Here is a 16207-nt window from a genome sequence, read left to right as displayed (position 1 = left end):
AAGATTGCGGCGCTGTCAAAAGCAGAACAATTTCCGGTCTCGACCGAAGACCATGGAAAGAGTTTCGTCAATGACCACCGTTCTGCAGCGCATCGCAGCCCAGCTTTCATCCCGAAAGCATTTCTCTGAAACCGCCATCGAACGGGCAATCGATGCCGTCGCCGATACTTTTGGCTGCATGATCGCCGGCGCCGGAGACCCGGCCGTCACCGGCGTGACCGCGGCTTTTGCAAGCGAAATCGCAGGCGGAGGAAGCGCCTGGCTTGTAGCAGGCGGCGGCGCCCCCTCCTCCATTGCCGCGCTCGTCAATGGAACTGCGGCGCATGCACTGGATTTCGACGACAATTTCCATCCAGCCCGCGCCCATGCATCCGCGGTCCTCGTCCCTGCATTGCTGGCCACGGTTGCAGCAGGTCGCCCGGTGAGCGGCGGCGCTTTTCTGAGCGCCTATCTTGCAGGCCTGGACGCGCAGGCTGCCGTGGGTTTCGGCGTCAATCCCTCGCATTACAACAGGGGCTGGCATGGGACGGCGACGGTGGGCGCAATCGGCGCCGCGGCGGGTGTGGCTCAGTTGCTGGGCGCAAGCGAGGAGGAGACAGCGCAGGCGATGAGCCTTGCAGCGTCGCTCGCCTGCGGCCCCAAAGGTCAGTTCGGTACTCTGGCCAAGCCGCTTCATGCAGGCATTGCAGCCCGAAACGCGGTTGAGGCGGCGCGGCTCGCCATTGCAGGCATCGGAGGCCGGCTCGACATCCTGGAAAGGCCGCAGGGATTTCTGGATCTTTTTGGCGGGGACGACCCGCGGGCATGGACGGATCTGCGACCGGAGCCGGCCCATATCATCGAAAGACGCGGCTTGGTCACCAAGCGACATCCATGCTGCGCATCGACCCACCGGGCAATCGATGCGCTGCTCGAGCTTAAACGAGACTATGGACTGACGGCGGACGACATTTTGTCGATCGACACCAAGGTCGGCGTCTCCGCCTTTCGCAACCTCGCCTATGCGGAACCCGCAGACGAGATGCAGGCCCGCTTCTCGATGCAATACTGTCTGGCGACGGCCTTTCTGAATGGATCCGTCAGCCTTGGCGATTTCACGCGCTCTGCCGTTTCGCGCCCGGATGTGAGGATGCTGGCAAAACGCATAACGATGGAATCCTATTCAGCGGACGAGGAAAAAGGAAATGAACGCTTGCCGCATATTGTCACCGTGCGGCTGTCGGACGGGACGACGCTACGCCGACAACGTCTCCATGCAAAGGGTTCCGTGGAAGACCCGCTGAGCACGCAGGATCGCCGCGAAAAATTTGAAGACTGCCTGAAATGGGGAAATCGTCAACCGGGCTGCGACCTCTACGCGCGCCTCAGAAGACTGAATGAGGCCGCAGACCTGTGGACGGAGCTTGGCATGGCGAACCACAGCCGGAAAGCTGAATTGCTTGCGGGACCTGAGACCGTATAACCCCTGTCAATCCGGGCTTTTCGTGACTTCGCGTTCCGCAGGTTGCTTCAGCCGCGCCGACCTGCTTCGGCGAGGCTGAGACAGGCAGCGCGGATCCGGCAATCCTCTTCCGGATATGGCTGTCCGGCGCTCGCAAGGACAGGTCTTCCTCACTGCGCCCGCAAAACCTCGTTCCAGTGCGCGATCAGCCGCGCCCGCTTCACCTGGTCGAGATAGACCATCAGCCCGGGGCTGACAGGCACTGGCCGAAGTTGCGAACCGAGCAGCTCCTGCAGCGTATTGGCGGTGTTCTCGCCGGCCACCTCGGGGCTGACCGCGGGGATCTGCAGCTCGCGCGCCATGATCGTCTGGCCCTCCTTCGACATGAAAAAGGTAAGGTAACGACGACCGAGCTCCGGCTCGGCGGCCGCCTGCGGGACCAGCCCGATCCGCGACATCACCACCGTATAGTCCTTCGGCAGCACGATCCCGACATCAGGATGCCGCGAAGCCCAGTCGGCGGCGTAGGAGCCGAGGATATTGTAGCCGAGCACGAAGCGCCCGTCGGCGACGCGTTCGAGGATCGCCGAGCTCGTCGAGTAAAGCTTGACGCCGGCCGCGCCCATCGCGCCGATCACCGACCAGATGTCGCCGAACTGCTCCTGGTCGCGCGCCATGAACAGAAAGCCGACACCGGACCTCTCGATATCGTAGGTGCTGATCCGGCCATAGACCGCATTGCCCTTGCGCTTCAGATAGTCGACGAGTTCCGCCCGCGAGCTTGGCACCGGCTCATGCGCGAAGCTCGGCTTGTGATAGACGAAGACCGCCGGCTCGAAAGTCAGCGCATAGGCGGTGTTGCGCCAGTTCGCCCATTTCGGCCATGCGGCGCTCATCGGCAGATTGCTGACCTGCGCATAGCCGTCATTCGAAAGCTTCACCTGCAGGTCCATCGCCGAGGAGAAAGCAAAATCCGCCGTCTTCTTGCCGGCATCCGTCTCCCCGACGATCCGGTCATAGATTTCGCCGGTCAGCATGTCCTCATATCTGACCGCGACATCGGGATTGGCCTCCTGAAAGCCCCGGATCATCGGCTGCGCCAGCGGCTCGTCGAGCGAGGAATAAACGGTCAGCACCGGCGCCTCGGCCTTGCCCGATTTCGCCGGAAAAAAGACCTGATCGGCCAGGGCAAAACCCGGCCAGAACGCCAGCAGCAAGATGAAAATTCTCCTCATGCCGCAACAATGCCCGAGCGTGCGGAAGGGAGCAAGGGCGCCGGATCTAGATAGCGGCCCACTCCATGAGAGCGTTCTGCGCGTGCAGCAGAAAGGCCTTGGCAGCGTGGCTCTGGCAGAGCGAATGCTGCATCGCCTCGACTGTCACTTCTTGCCCGCGCATCACCGGCGGGCACGGCAGGAAGATCGCGTTCTTCCGCAGCAGATCGAGCAGATCGGTCCCAAGCCTGTAATCGGCAAGCACGTCCTCGCTGGCGTCACCCGGCCATGAATCGGTGATTACCACGTCGGCATCCGATAGCTCATCCATATCAGTGCTCCTGCGGAAGCGCCCGCTGAGCAGTGCGGTATCGCGGATATGCCAGCGTTCGGGATAGACCTGAACCACTTCGATCGGCAGCACGATGGACGCTTCGACCCAGGAGCGGAGGATATTCGCGTCCGCCGCCACGCCGACGACCTTCAGCCCGTCGATCGTGCCGCGCCGACCATTGATATAAGCAAGGTCGCCGAGCGTCTCGCAAGGGTGGTTCGAGCGGGTGCGCGCATTGATGACAGGCACCGACGAAGCGGTCGCCACCGCTTTCAGCGTTGCAAGCTCCTTCGTCCGGATCACTAGCATGTCGAACCAGTTTCCGAGGTAGCCCGTAAGATCGCCGGTCTCCTCCCTTGCATTGAAGCTGATCGGCACATGCACGCAGATGCCACCCATCGCCTGGATGCCAAGATCGAAGGCGGTGGTATTGCGCCAGCCGCTATCGTCGGCGATCAGCGCGACGCGCTTGCCCGCAAGACTCTGCGGCATCGCCCGCTCGTCCCAGGACTTGGCGAGCTCGCCGGCCCGGCCGAGAATCCACCGAAGCGCCGCCTCCGGAATACAGTGAAACTCTAGAAAATCTCGAGCTGAACCGGTCATTCTGATCCCCGCCGCATATGAAAACCGCCGCCACAATAACGTGAACCGACCTCACGGCAACCGCCGCCGAACTGGTGTCGAGAGATAACGGGTGATGGTTTGCCCGCGTCCGACTGAAAAGCCAAAACTACGATCGAGCGAGGTCTTATCTCGACCACGGAAATATTGATATGTAGCAACAACAGCCCACTGGCCGGTCATGCCCACAATTATAACCATAAATAATTATGATTTCGCGTCATCCTTCACCTTTTTAGAGTATTGATGAAGACAGGCGACGATATATTGTCGCGCTACCGCGTCAAAACGTCGACGCCGCCCGAATTTCTTTTTCGGGGGACGACTCTGCGCGACCTCTAAAAATCAGCTAGGTTATTCCGGGAAGATCCATGGGAGGGGTCATGGAACGACGACTGAGCGCTATTCTCGCTGCGGATGTCGTCGGCTACAGCCGGCTGATGGGCATCGATGAGTCAGGCACGCTGCAGGCCCTGAACCGCCATCGCTGCGAGCTGGTCGATATCAGGATTTCGGACTATAAGGGCCGGATCGTCAAACTCACCGGCGACGGCATCCTGGCCGAATTCCAGAGCGTCGTGAATGCAGTCGCCTGCGCCGCCGAAATCCAGCGCAGCATGTCGACGCGCAACGAGAACGTCCCGAAGGATGAGCGCGTCGAATTCCGCATCGGCATCAATCTCGGCGACGTCGTCGTCGAAAACGGCGACATCTTCGGCGACGGCGTCAATCTCGCCGCGAGACTCGAGCGTATCGCTGCGCCCGGCGGCATCGCAGTTTCCGCCTCGGTGCGCGATCAGGTCGGCTCGCGCCTCAATCTCGGCTTCGAATTTATCGGCGAACACATGCTGAAGAACATCCGCCAGCCGGTGCAGGTCTACACCGTCACCCTCGCGCCACCCTCTTCCGCCAAGCTCATCGCGCAGAACCGCAATACCTGCTTCATCGCGGTGTTGCCTTTCACCAATATGAGCGGCGACGCCGACCAGGATTATTTCTCCGACGGCATAACCGAAGACATCATCACCGATCTTTCCAAGATCTCCAGCCTGCACGTCGTGCCGCGCAATACGATCTTTACCTACAAGGGCATCTCGGTGAAGTTGAAGCGGCTCGCCCAGGAACTCGGCGTGCGCTATGTGCTCGAAGGCAGTGTGCGCATCTTCGACAAGCGCGTGCGCATCTCCGGCCAGCTGATCGACACCGCCAATGGCGATCATCTCTGGGCCGAGCGCTACGACCGCGACCTCACCGACATCTTCGCCATCCAGGACGAGATCACCCACGCGATCGTCGGCCAGCTGAAGGTGCGCCTGCTGCCGGAGGAGAAGAAGGCGATCGCCAACGAGCCGACCGCCAATGTCGAGGCCTATACCTATTATCTCCGGGGCCGCCAGCTTTCCCACACCTGGACGAAATCCTATCTGCAGCTCGCCAGGCGCATGTTCTGCAAGGCAGTCGAACTCGATCCGGACTATGCCCGCGCCTATGCCGGCATCGCCGATTGCGACGCCGCGATCCGTGACTGGGCGCCCGACGATGTGCCGCTGAGACGCATCCTCGAGATGAGTGCCCGCGCGCTCGCGCTCGATCCCGATCTTCCGGAGGCCCATGCCTCGCACGGCTTGGCGCTGCATCAGAGCGGCTATGATGACCGGGCGGCGGCCGCCTTCGAGCGTGCCCTGACGCTCGACCCGAACCTCTTCGAGGCGAATTTCCATTATGCCAGGTTCTTCTTCATGCACGGAAACTTTGCCGAATCCGTTCAATATTTTACCCGCGCCGCCGAAATCCGCCCTGACGACTACGTCTCGCCGATCCATCTGATGGCCGCCTACCATTCGCTCGGCCGTGGGGTGGACAGGGAAAACTGGGCCCGCCTCGGCTTGCTGCGCGCCGAACGCGCGCTGAATCTCAATCCGGAAAATTCCGGCCCCGCCCATCGCGGTGCGCTGGCGCTTGCCCATCTCGGCGATGTCAAACGCGCACGCGACTGGGCGGCGCGGGCGATCGCCATCGATCCCGACGACATTGTCGCCCAATATAATCTCGCCTGCGTCTATTCCGTCCTCGGCGATGTCGACCAGGCGATCGACCTTTTGGAGAAGCTGCTGCCGAACAGCTCCGTCTACCATATCAAATGGTTCAACAATGATTCCGACCTCGACAATATCCGCGACGACCCGCGCTTCCAGAGGCTGCTCGCCGCCGCGATGACGCAGCGCGAGGAGATGGAAAGGACGGGCAGCTGAGATCGATCTTTATCCGGCCCGTTCACCAATCTTCAAAATCGCTGTGACAACCCGTCTTCACCCCTGTAACGTCGCTTGAAAAACAGGGGAACATCCGTGCGCATCTTGCTCACCGAGGACAATATCGCGCTGGCCGACGGGCTCTCGGCGATCTTGCGCGGCACGGGCCATGCCGTCGATGTGGTCCATGACGGGGCCTCCGCCAATGCCGTCATCGCGGCGGAAAATTTCGACCTTGTCATCCTCGACCTCAACCTGCCCGAGATGGACGGGCTCGATGTGCTGCGCGCCATGCGCGCCCGGCAGAATCAGGCGGCCGTCCTCATCCTGACGGCGCGGGGAGCGCCGGAGGAACGGGTAAAAGGCCTTGATCTCGGCGCCGACGATTATCTGATCAAGCCCTTCGACATCGCCGAATTCGAGGCTCGTGTGCGCGTGCTGCTGCGCCGCCAGGCCGGGCTGCGTTCGGCGACGGTCGGCTTCGGCGGCATTTCCTTCGATCTCAATTCCCGCACCTTCTCCGCCGGTTCCACCCCTCTTGACATTCCCGCCCGAGAACTTGGCCTGCTCGAAATCCTCTTCATGCGGGCCGGCAAGGTCGTGGCCAAGGAGGCGATCATACAGTCGCTGACCGCCTTCGACGACGACATTTCCGCAAACGCCATCGAGCAATATGTCAGCCGGCTGAGAAAGCGCCTTTCGCCGCATGGCCTGACAGTCAAGACTGCCCGCGGCATCGGCTATTATCTCGACAAGCTGCCCGAGGCTTCATGAAGGCCGCCTACTCTCTCCGGCGCCGGCTGCTCTTCTGGCTGCTCGTCTCCACGGCCGTCATCGGCATGCTGGCGCTTGCCGATACCTATCGCGAGGCTGTGCAGACCTCGAACATCGTCTCCGACCGTGTTCTCGCCGGCTCGGCGCTCGCGATCGCCGAACGGGTCGTCGTCGCCGAAGATGGCACGCTGCAGGTCGATATCCCCTATGTCGCGCTCGAAATGCTGACTTCGGCCGCGCAGGACCGCGTCTTCTACCGCGTCGACGGCCCGCCGGGCCAATTCATCACCGGTTACCAGGCTCTGCCGGTCCTGCAGAAGACGCCGAGCGGTGCGGCCGCCTTCGCCGACGACACCTTTCGCGGCGAGCCGATCCGCATCGCCACGCTCGAACGGTCCGCCTCGACCGGCATCCGCTCGGTACCCTTCGTCGTGACCGTCGCCGAAACCACGATCGCCCGCCGACAGTTGACCCAGGCGATCCTCGTGCGTTCTGCACTGCGCCTCGCCGTCATGATCGCCGGAGCGGCGGTGATCGTCTGGATCTCGGTCACGGTGGCGCTCCGCCCGCTCTACAAGCTCGGCGACGCCATCGGCGAACGCAGTCCTGACGATCTGCATCCGATCGAACAAACCGTGCCGAGCGAGGTCGAGCCGCTGGTCGATACGGTCAATTCCTTCATGGTCCGCCTGCAGTCGGCGCTCGATGCCCTGCGCAATTTCACCGGCAATGCCAGCCACCAGCTGCGCACGCCGCTGGCGATTATCCGCACCCAGCTTGCACTTTCGGCCCGCGCCGGCTCGCTCGGTGAAGCCCAGGCGGCAGCGCTGAAGGGCGACCAGGCCGTCGCGCATGCCGAGCGCATCCTTGCCCAGCTTCTGCTGATGGCGAAGATCGACGCCGCCGCGGCCAAGGAGGCGCTGACCGCCTCCGCCATCGATCTCGCCGCCATCGCCCAGGAAATCACCGGCGAACAGATCCCGGCCGCTGCCGTCGCCGGCATCGATCTCGGCTTCGAGGGTGAGAGCCCGGCGATGATCCGCGCCGAGCCGCTGCTGATCGGCGAAATGCTGCGCAATCTTGCCGGCAATGCCATCGCCTATGCTGGCAAGGGGGCTGAAGTCACCGTCCGCGTCATCGCCGCCGCCGAGACGATCCGCCTCGAAGTCGAGGACAACGGCCCCGGTATTGCGCGGGAGAAGCTGGAGGCGGTACGCCGCCGTTTTTCGCGCGGCAATGATTCCGCCGCGCCCGGCGCCGGCCTCGGCCTTCCCATCGTCGAGGAAATCGCCAATCTTTTCAATGCTGTCATGACGTTGGAACCTGGAACGGGCGACCGCGGGCTGAAGGTTGCCGTCACCTTTACCAGGGCGTCGTAAAAGCCGTCGCCACCCCGGCCTTTGCACCTTGCTTTCTTTCGCTGCATTGCACAGACTGGCTTTGGGAACAGCAAGACGCACGACGATGCGCGCAGGATAAAAAGAGAAATATGTCGATCAAAGCCAGTATCTATCACCTGACGCATTATATCTATGACAAGCCGGTTCGCCTCGGCCCCCAGATTATCCGGTTGAAACCGGCCTCGCATTCGAAGACACGGGTGCTCAGCCACTCGCTGAAGGTCACGCCCTCCAACCATTTCGTCAATCTGCAGCAGGATCCCTACGGCAATTATCTCGCCCGCTACGTCTTCCCGGACCCGGTAACGGAGTTCAAGATCGAGGTCGACCTCGTCGCCGACATGACGGTCTACAACCCGTTCGATTTCTTCGTCGAAGAGGAAGCGACCAAATGGCCCTTCGATTATCCCGAAACGATCCGCGAGGATCTGTCGATCTACATGACGCCCGAGCCGGCCGGCCCGCGCCTGAAGGCGCTGCTGCCGACCCTCGACTGGTCGCCCGGGCAGGCGACGATCGATATGGTCGTCGGTTTGAACGCCCGCCTGCAGCGCCAGATCGGCTATGTCATCCGCATGGAAGCCGGCGTGCAGACGCCGGAGGAAACGCTGGAAACAGCCAAGGGCTCGTGCCGCGACACCAGCTGGCTGCTCGTCCAGATCCTTCGCCATCTCGGCCTCGCCGCCCGCTTCGTCTCCGGGTACCTCATCCAGCTGACGCCGGATCTGAAGGCGCTCGACGGCCCCTCCGGCACCGAAGTCGATTTCACCGACCTGCATGCCTGGGCCGAGGTCTACCTGCCCGGCGCCGGCTGGGTCGGCCTCGATCCCACATCGGGCCTCTTGACCGGGGAAAGCCACATCCCGCTGGCCGCCACGCCGCATTACCGCAACGCCGCGCCGATCTCTGGCGGTTACTTCGGCGAGGCCGAAACCGAATTCGCCTTCGACATGAAGGTTTCGCGCGTCGCCGAGCACCCGCGCATCACCAAGCCCTTCTCGGATGAAAGCTGGGAGGAGCTCAACGAACTCGGCGAGAAGGTCGACCGTGTCCTCGAAGCAGAGGACGTACACCTGACGATGGGCGGCGAGCCGACCTTCGTTTCGATCGACGACTTCCAGTCCGAAGAGTGGAACACCGCCGCCGTCGGCCCGACCAAGCGCGAAAAGGCCGACAGCCTGATCCGCCGGCTGCAGGAGCGCTTCGCCCCCGGCGGCTTCCTGCATTACGGCCAGGGAAAATGGTATCCGGGCGAAAGCCTGCCGCGCTGGACCTTCTCGCTCTACTGGCGCCGCGACGGCAAGCCGATCTGGCAGAACCTCGATCTGGTCGCCGCCGAAGGCAGGGATACCGGTGTTGCGGCCGAGGATGCCGAAAAGCTCTTGACGGCGATCGCGAGAGAATTGGCGATCAAGCCCGACATGGTGCAGCCGGCCTTTGAGGATCCGGCCGACTGGATCATCAAGGAAGGCAATCTTCCCGACAATGTCGATCCGGCGAATTCGAAGCTGAAGGATCCCGAGGAACGCAACCGCATCGCCCGCGTCTTCGATCGTGGCCTCACCGTCCCCACCGGTTACATCCTTCCGGTCCAGGCATGGAACGCCAGGGCCGCTGAAAGCCGGGTCTGGGTCAGCGAGAAATGGCGCACCCGCCGCGGCAGGATCTTCCTTGTGCCTGGCGACAGCCCGATCGGCTACCGCCTGCCGCTCGGCACCCTGCCCTATGTCCCTCCGGCACGCTATCCCTATATCCATCCCGCCGATCCGACGATCCCGCGCGAACCGCTGCCTGACGTTTTCGTGCCGGCCGGCCGCGCCATGCCGGAAGCCTCCTTCCACGCCGGCGAGAACAATCGCAGCCGGATCGAACAGACGCTCGGAGAAATCGGCGGCGCCGTGCGCACCGCCATGTCGGTCGAGCCGCGTGACGGCAGGCTCTGCGTCTTCATGCCGCCGGTCGAGCGGATCGAGGATTATCTTGAGCTGATCGCCGCTGCCGAAAACGCTGCCGCCGAGCTCAAGCTTCCCGTTCATATCGAAGGTTATCCGCCGCCGCAGGACGAGCGCATCAACGTCATCCGCGTCGCCCCGGATCCCGGCGTCATCGAGGTCAACATCCATCCGGCATCCAACTGGAAGGATTGCGTCGATATCACCACGGCAATCTACGAGGAGGCGCGCGCCACCCGGCTCGGCGCCGACAAATTCATGATCGACGGCCGTCATACCGGCACCGGCGGCGGCAACCATGTCGTCGTCGGCAGCGCCAATCCGAACAACAGCCCCTTCCTGCGCCGTCCGGATCTGCTGAAGAGCGTCGTCCTCCACTGGCAGCGCCACCCCTCGCTCTCCTACCTCTTCTCCGGCATGTTCATCGGCCCGACCAGCCAGGCGCCGCGCATCGACGAGGCTCGCCACGACAGCCTCTACGAGCTGGAGATCGCCATGGCGCAGATCGCGGCGCCCGGCCGCGGTCAGCCGCCGCTGCCCTGGCTCGTCGATCGCCTGTTCCGCAATCTCTTGACCGATGTCACCGGCAACACCCACCGCGCCGAGATCTGCATCGACAAGCTGTTTTCGCCCGACGGCCCGACCGGCAGGCTCGGCCTCATCGAGTTCCGCGGCTTCGAAATGCCGCCGAACGCACGCATGTCGCTTGCCCAGCAATTGCTGGTGCGCGCGCTGATCGCCCGCTTCTGGGTCAACCCGGTCGACGGCAAGTTCGTCCGCTGGGGCACGACCCTGCACGACCGCTTCATGCTGCCGCATTTCGTCTGGGCCGATTTCCTCGACGTGCTCGCCGATCTTCGCGAAAACGGCTTCGACCTCAGCCCGGAATGGTTCAAGGCCCAGCTCGAATTCCGCTTCCCCTTCTGCGGCGAAGTCGAATACGAGGGCTCGAAGCTGGAACTGCGCCAGGCACTGGAGCCTTGGCATGTCATGGGCGAGGAAGGCGCGGTCGGCGGCACCGTGCGCTACGTCGACTCCTCCGTCGAGCGCCTCCAGGTGCGGTTCGAAACCAGTAATACGGCCCGCTACACGGTGACTTGCAACGGCCGCACCCTGCCACTGACGCCGACCGGCACCTCCGGCGTATCGGTCGCCGGCGTCCGCTACAAGGCATGGCAGCCGGCTTCGGGCCTGCACCCCGTCCTGCCGGTCAACACACCTTTGACATTTGACATTTATGATACATGGTCGAAGCGTTCGATCGGCGGCTGCATCTATCATGTTGCCCATCCGGGCGGCCGGACCTATGACACCTTCCCGGTCAACGGCAACGAGGCGGAAGCAAGGCGGCTCGCCCGCTTCGAACCGTGGGGACATACGGCAGGCGGGTATATCCCGCGCGCCGAGACGGGTTCGCTTGAATTCCCGCTGACGCTGGATCTGCGGCGGCCCGCCGGAATTTGAGCCGGGATCGAGGCCAAGGGCTGAGGCCGGGGTTGGGATGTGAGTTTTGATGGGTAAAAGGCCCGCAGCGGAGCGCAAGGGTGAGGCAGAGGTTCGCATCGGCAAGGATGCGGCCTTCGACTATGCGCCGCTTCCCGGCACTGCCGACGAGATGGTCGACAACAATGGCGTCGTCCGCCCCGTCTGGCAGCGTTTCCTCTCGCATCTCGGCGCAATGCCGGAAAAGGATCTCGCCGAGCGTTTCGCTCGCGCCGACCGCTATCTCAGGGATGCCGGCGTCTTCTACCGCGCCTATGGCAGCAAGGGCACCGGCGAACGCGCCTGGCCGATCTCGCATATCCCGGTGCTGATCGACGAGCGCGAATGGCAGGCGCTGTCGGCGGGCCTGGTCCAGCGCGCCGATCTGTTGGAAGCGATCGTCGCCGATATCTATGGCGACAACCGGCTGGTGGAGGAAGGGGTGCTGCCGCCGGCGCTGATCGCCGCCAATCCCGAATTCCAGCGCCCGCTCTCCGGCATCCGGCCGGCATCCGGCCACTATCTGCATTTCTGCGCTTTCGAGATCGGCCGCGGGCCTGACGGCAATTGGTGGGTGCTCGCCGACAGGACGCAGGCGCCATCGGGCGCCGGTTTCGCGCTGGAAAGCCGCGTCGCCACCACCCGCGCCTTCTCGGATATCTACGCCGAAACCCCGGTCCACCGCCTCGCCTCCTTCTTCGGCGCCTTCCGCGATGCGCTGCAGAGCATGAAACATTCCGGCGACGACCGCATCGCTGTGCTGACGCCAGGCCCGGCCAACGAGACCTATTACGAACACGCCTATATCGCCCGTTATCTCGGCTTCATGCTGCTCGAGGGCGAGGATCTGACCGTCGTCAAGGGCCGCGTCATGGTGCGCACCGTCGCCGGCCTGAAGCCGATCGGTGTGCTCTGGCGCCGTCTCGATTCCGCCTTCGCCGACCCGCTGGAGTTGAACCAGAATTCGCATATCGGCACGCCCGGCCTCGTCGAAGCCTTGCGCACCGAAAGCGTCACCATCGTCAATGCGCTCGGCACCGGCATTCTCGAAACCCGGGCGCTTCTGGCCTTCATGCCGACCATCTGCCGCCGTCTGTTGGGGCAGGATTTGCGGCTGCCCTCGATTGCGACCTGGTGGTGCGGCCAGGAGGAAGAGCGCGAGCACGTCGCCAAGAATATCGAGAAGATGGTGATCGGCCCGGCCTACTCCCGGGCGCCCTTCTTCGACGACGACGGCGAATCCGTGCTCGGCTCGTCGCTGCGGGCGACCGCCAGGGATTCCATCACCGATTGGCTGAGTTCGGACGGCCCCAAGCTGGTCGGCCAGGAGGTCGTCACACTCTCGACGACGCCCGCCTGGGTGGACGGGAAGCTGGTGCCGCGGCCGATGTCGCTGCGCGTCTTCGCCGCCCGCACCGCCAACGGCTGGCAGATCATGCCCGGCGGTTTTGCCCGCATCGGCTCCGGCGCCGATGTCGCGGCGATCGCCATGCAGTCGGGCGGCGCGGCCGCCGATGTCTGGATCGTCAGCGACAAGCCGGTCGAGCGCCACACGCTGCTGCCGGCCGAAGGCAGCTTCACCCGCAACATGCCGGGCAGCCTGCCGAGCCGGGCAGCCGACAACCTGTTCTGGCTCGGCCGCTACATCGAACGCGCCGAAGGGGCGTTGCGCATCCTGCGCGCCTGGCATGCGCGTTATGCCGAGGCCGCCGATCCGAGCCAGCCGCTGCTCGCCGACGTCTCGGCCTATCTCGCCGCCGTCGATATCGATACTGCCGAGGCCGTGCCGGAAACGCTCTTACGCAACATCGACAGCGCGGTTTATTCGGCGAGCAATATCCGCGACCGTTTTTCGCCGGACGGCTGGCTGGCGCTCAACGATCTCGCCAAGACCGCCCGCCGTTTCCGTGTCACCGTCACTGCCGGCGACGACGCCAGCCACGCGATGACGATCCTTCTGCGCAAGCTCGCCGGTTTTGCCGGCCTCGTGCACGAGAACATGTACCGCTTCATGGGTTGGCGCTTCCTCTCGCTCGGCCGCTATATCGAGCGCGGCCTGCACATGACCCGCCTGCTCGGCCACATGTCCGGCCCGGAAGCGCCCGACGGCGCCCTCGACATGCTGCTGGAGATCGGCGACAGCGTCATGACCCACCGCCGCCGCTACAACGTCAATACGGCGCGGCTGACGGTCACAGACCTCTTGGCGCTCGATCCGCTCAACCCGCGCTCGGTGCTCTTCCAGGTGAACGAGATCCACCACGAGGTCGAGCAATTGCCGAATGCCCTGATCAACGGCCAGATGTCGCCCTTCTACCGCGAGGCGATGCGGCTTCATTCCGGCCTGGCGGTGATGACGCCGGAGGGCATGGGGCCTGAGGTCTATCAGCGGTTCGAACGCGAACTGGAGCAGCTTTCCGACCTGCTCGCCCAGACCTATCTCGGGTGACGGCAGTGCTTTACGACCTCTCGCTCCGCATGGGTTACATCTACGACGTCCCGGCGTCCGGCGCTCGCCATATCATGCGCCTGATGCCGCTGTCGCTCACCAACCGGCAACGCCTGGTCGCCGGCTCGATCACGATTTCGCCGACGCCGGACGAGCAGTCGCATTTCGTCGATTTCTTTCAACACCCCGCCACCTCCTTCATGTTGCGCGCGCCGCACGAGGCGCTCGACATTCGCATGCAGGCCCGCGTGCAGGTCGAAAGCCAGCCGATCGCCGCCGATTTCTCGCCGCTGCTTGCCGACCTGCCCGAGGAGATAGCAGGCATCTGGTCGCTGGCGCCGGATTCGCCGCACCACTTTCTCGGCGACAGCCCGCGCCTGACGCAGACGCGCGAGATCGCCGACTATGCCCGAAGCTGCGCCAAGCCCGATCTGACGGCGATGCAGATCGCCCATGCGCTCTGCACCCGCATCAACAAGGATTTCACCTACGATCCCGACGCGACGACGGTCGACACGACACCGCTCGAGGCTTTCAAGCTGAAGCGCGGCGTCTGCCAGGATTTTACCCACATCATGATCATGGCGCTGCGAAGCCTCGGCATTCCGGCGGGTTACGTCTCCGGCTTCCTGCGCACCATTCCGCCGCCCGGCAAGGAACGGCTGGAAGGGGCCGATGCCATGCATGCCTGGGTCAGGATCTGGTGCGGCGAGACGATCGGCTGGATCGAGCTCGACCCGACCAACGACATCCCCGCCGGCACCGACCATATCGTCGTCGCCTATGGGCGCGATTATTCCGACGTCGTCCCCGTTATCGGTGTGTTGAAAAGCTATGGCGGCCAGCGCGCCGTCCAGGCGGTCGACGTGATCCCGCTGAAATAAGCCAATCCCAAAACTGGAAAAAACCGGCGATTCGTTAAAATTCTATTGACGCCGTAAGGTCGGCGTAAAGAACCAGCATGCGTTAATCACCTGACAGGGTTTCCAGTTGGGTGAACATGATGAGCACCTTCTCTTTGCATCCCTGCCTGCGTCGCATGTTCAGCGATCGAGGCGGTAATTTCGGTATCATGACGGCGATTTTGGCGCCGGTTCTTCTCGGTGCTGCCGGCATGGCGGTCCATGTCGGCGATATGCTGCTCTCCAAGCAGCAACTGCAGGAAGCAGCCGATTCGGCGGCGCTTGCCACCGCCACCGCGCTGGCGAATGGCACGATCCAAACCTCTCAGGCCGAGGCCTTCGCGCGGAATTTCGTCGCAGGGCAAATGGCGAATTATCTGCAAAGCGGCGTCGACATTAAAAGCGCGACGGGCGTTACCGTGCAGACAAACACATCGGGAAATTCGACATCCTACCAGGTGACGGTTTCGCCGAGCTACGACCTGACGGTCAATCCGCTGATGCAGGCGGTCGGCTTCACCACGCAGCACCTTTCGACATCAGGCACAACGGTTGGCGGCCATTCCCAGACCCAGACCCAGGGCTCCATCTCGATGTATCTGGCGCTCGACAAATCAGGATCGATGGGAGAGGACACGGCGACCGTCAACGAGGAAGATCCCACGGAATCATATACCTATGCCTGCAATCCCCACTATAACAAGAAGGGCAAGGAGGTCTGGGACACCTGCACGGGCAGTCGCGCGAACTACTACACGAAAATAGAAGCGCTGAAGATGGCCGCCGGCAATCTCTTCGCCCAGTTGAGCACCGCCGATCCCAACGCCCAATACGTCCGCACCGGTGCGGTCTCTTACGATATCGTTCAATACGCACCCAGCAGTCTCGCCTGGGGAACTGTTGGTGTTTCGAGCTATGTCAATGCGCTTCAGGCGAATGGCGGTACGAATTCCAGCGGCGCTATGAGCACCGCCTATTTGTCCCTGACGGCAAAGAATGCTGCGGGGAACGACGCCGAAGACTCCGCCCACCAGCTGAAGAGCGGGCAGATACCCAAGAAGTACATCGTCTTCATGACGGACGGCAACAATAACGACGACAGCAGCGGCGGCCGTTCATATGACACGCTGACCAAGGCGACATGCGACACAGCCAAGTCCAAGGGCATTGTGATCTATACCATCGCCTTCATGGCGCCCGAGGGCGGACAGGCGCTGCTGCAGTATTGCGCCTCAGACGCCTCCCACTATTTCCAGGCGGAAAAAATGGAAGACCTTTTCGCCGCGTTCAAAGCGATCGGAGCGAAGGCGTCCACTCAAGTGACGCGCCTGACGAACTGACGATACTGCCAGCCGAAAGCCGATCAAAAAAGCCGCGCCGGAACAA

Annotated in this window: 10 protein-coding genes; 8 read left to right on the top strand and 2 right to left on the bottom strand. The window is 63.1% G+C overall.

The genetic code is table 11. The annotated features are described in order from the left end of the window. Positions 1-70 precede the first annotated feature (70 nt). A complete protein-coding gene (locus tag CO671_RS00730; RefSeq protein ID WP_097603930.1) occupies positions 71-1462 on the top strand; it encodes an MmgE/PrpD family protein in 1392 nt (463 codons plus the stop codon). A gap of 149 nt (positions 1463-1611) precedes the next feature. Here CO671_RS00730 and CO671_RS00725 read toward each other — a convergent pair whose 3' ends face one another. Continuing rightward, a complete protein-coding gene (locus tag CO671_RS00725; protein WP_064683404.1) occupies positions 1612-2658 on the bottom strand; it encodes an ABC transporter substrate-binding protein in 1047 nt (348 codons plus the stop codon). Between the two features lie 64 nt (positions 2659-2722). Next, a complete protein-coding gene (locus tag CO671_RS00720) occupies positions 2723-3592 on the bottom strand; it encodes an ornithine carbamoyltransferase (RefSeq protein WP_097603929.1) in 870 nt (289 codons plus the stop codon). Positions 3593-3993: 401 nt separating this feature from the next. Here CO671_RS00720 and CO671_RS00715 point away from each other — a divergent pair, with 401 nt between their 5' ends. The 7 genes from CO671_RS00715 to CO671_RS00685 all read left to right on the top strand — a co-directional run bounded on the left by CO671_RS00715 (position 3994) and on the right by CO671_RS00685 (position 16161). After that, positions 3994-5862, top strand: coding sequence for an adenylate/guanylate cyclase domain-containing protein (locus tag CO671_RS00715; protein ID WP_097603928.1), 1869 nt, complete (start codon positions 3994-3996; stop codon positions 5860-5862). Between the two features lie 96 nt (positions 5863-5958). Further along, positions 5959-6636 carry a response regulator transcription factor gene (locus CO671_RS00710; protein ID WP_085743241.1) on the top strand — a complete coding sequence of 226 codons (678 nt, stop codon included), beginning with the start codon at positions 5959-5961 and terminating at the stop codon, positions 6634-6636. Further along, a complete protein-coding gene (locus CO671_RS00705) occupies positions 6633-8015 on the top strand; it encodes a sensor histidine kinase (protein WP_097603927.1) in 1383 nt (460 codons plus the stop codon). The genes CO671_RS00710 and CO671_RS00705 overlap by 4 nt, the downstream gene beginning before the upstream one ends. A gap of 110 nt (positions 8016-8125) precedes the next feature. Next, positions 8126-11452: a transglutaminase family protein gene (locus CO671_RS00700; protein ID WP_097603926.1), complete on the top strand. Its 3327-nt coding sequence runs from the start codon at positions 8126-8128 to the stop codon at positions 11450-11452. Positions 11453-11501: 49 nt separating this feature from the next. After that, positions 11502-13919: a circularly permuted type 2 ATP-grasp protein gene (locus tag CO671_RS00695; protein ID WP_097603925.1), complete on the top strand. Its 2418-nt coding sequence runs from the start codon at positions 11502-11504 to the stop codon at positions 13917-13919. Then, positions 13916-14803, top strand: coding sequence for a transglutaminase family protein (locus CO671_RS00690; protein ID WP_097603924.1), 888 nt, complete (start codon positions 13916-13918; stop codon positions 14801-14803). Before CO671_RS00695 ends, CO671_RS00690 begins: the two co-directional genes overlap by 4 nt. 119 nt (positions 14804-14922) lie before the next feature. After that, positions 14923-16161, top strand: a complete 1239-nt coding sequence (locus CO671_RS00685) for a pilus assembly protein (protein WP_097603923.1) — start codon at positions 14923-14925, stop codon at positions 16159-16161. Positions 16162-16207: the final 46 nt, after the last annotated feature.

The sequence above is a fragment of the Rhizobium sp. M10 genome (assembly GCF_002531955.1).
Lineage (GTDB): Bacteria > Pseudomonadota > Alphaproteobacteria > Rhizobiales > Rhizobiaceae > Rhizobium > Rhizobium etli_C.
The sequence above is the reverse complement of the archived record's forward strand: the minus strand, read 5'-3'. Positions and strand labels throughout refer to the sequence as shown.

Excerpts from the sequence above, each read along its gene's own strand:
- CO671_RS00695 (WP_097603925.1), top strand. The coding sequence starts at position 11,502 with ATGGGTAAAAGGCCCGCAGCGGAGCGCAAGGGTGAGGCAGAGGTTCGC.
- CO671_RS00705 (WP_097603927.1), top strand. The coding sequence starts at position 6,633 with ATGAAGGCCGCCTACTCTCTCCGGCGCCGGCTGCTCTTCTGGCTGCTC.
- CO671_RS00730 (WP_097603930.1), top strand. The coding sequence starts at position 71 with ATGACCACCGTTCTGCAGCGCATCGCAGCCCAGCTTTCATCCCGAAAG.
- CO671_RS00720 (WP_097603929.1), bottom strand. The coding sequence starts at position 3,592 with ATGACCGGTTCAGCTCGAGATTTTCTAGAGTTTCACTGTATTCCGGAG.
- CO671_RS00685 (WP_097603923.1), top strand. The coding sequence starts at position 14,923 with ATGAGCACCTTCTCTTTGCATCCCTGCCTGCGTCGCATGTTCAGCGAT.
- CO671_RS00700 (WP_097603926.1), top strand. The coding sequence starts at position 8,126 with ATGTCGATCAAAGCCAGTATCTATCACCTGACGCATTATATCTATGAC.
- CO671_RS00715 (WP_097603928.1), top strand. The coding sequence starts at position 3,994 with ATGGAACGACGACTGAGCGCTATTCTCGCTGCGGATGTCGTCGGCTAC.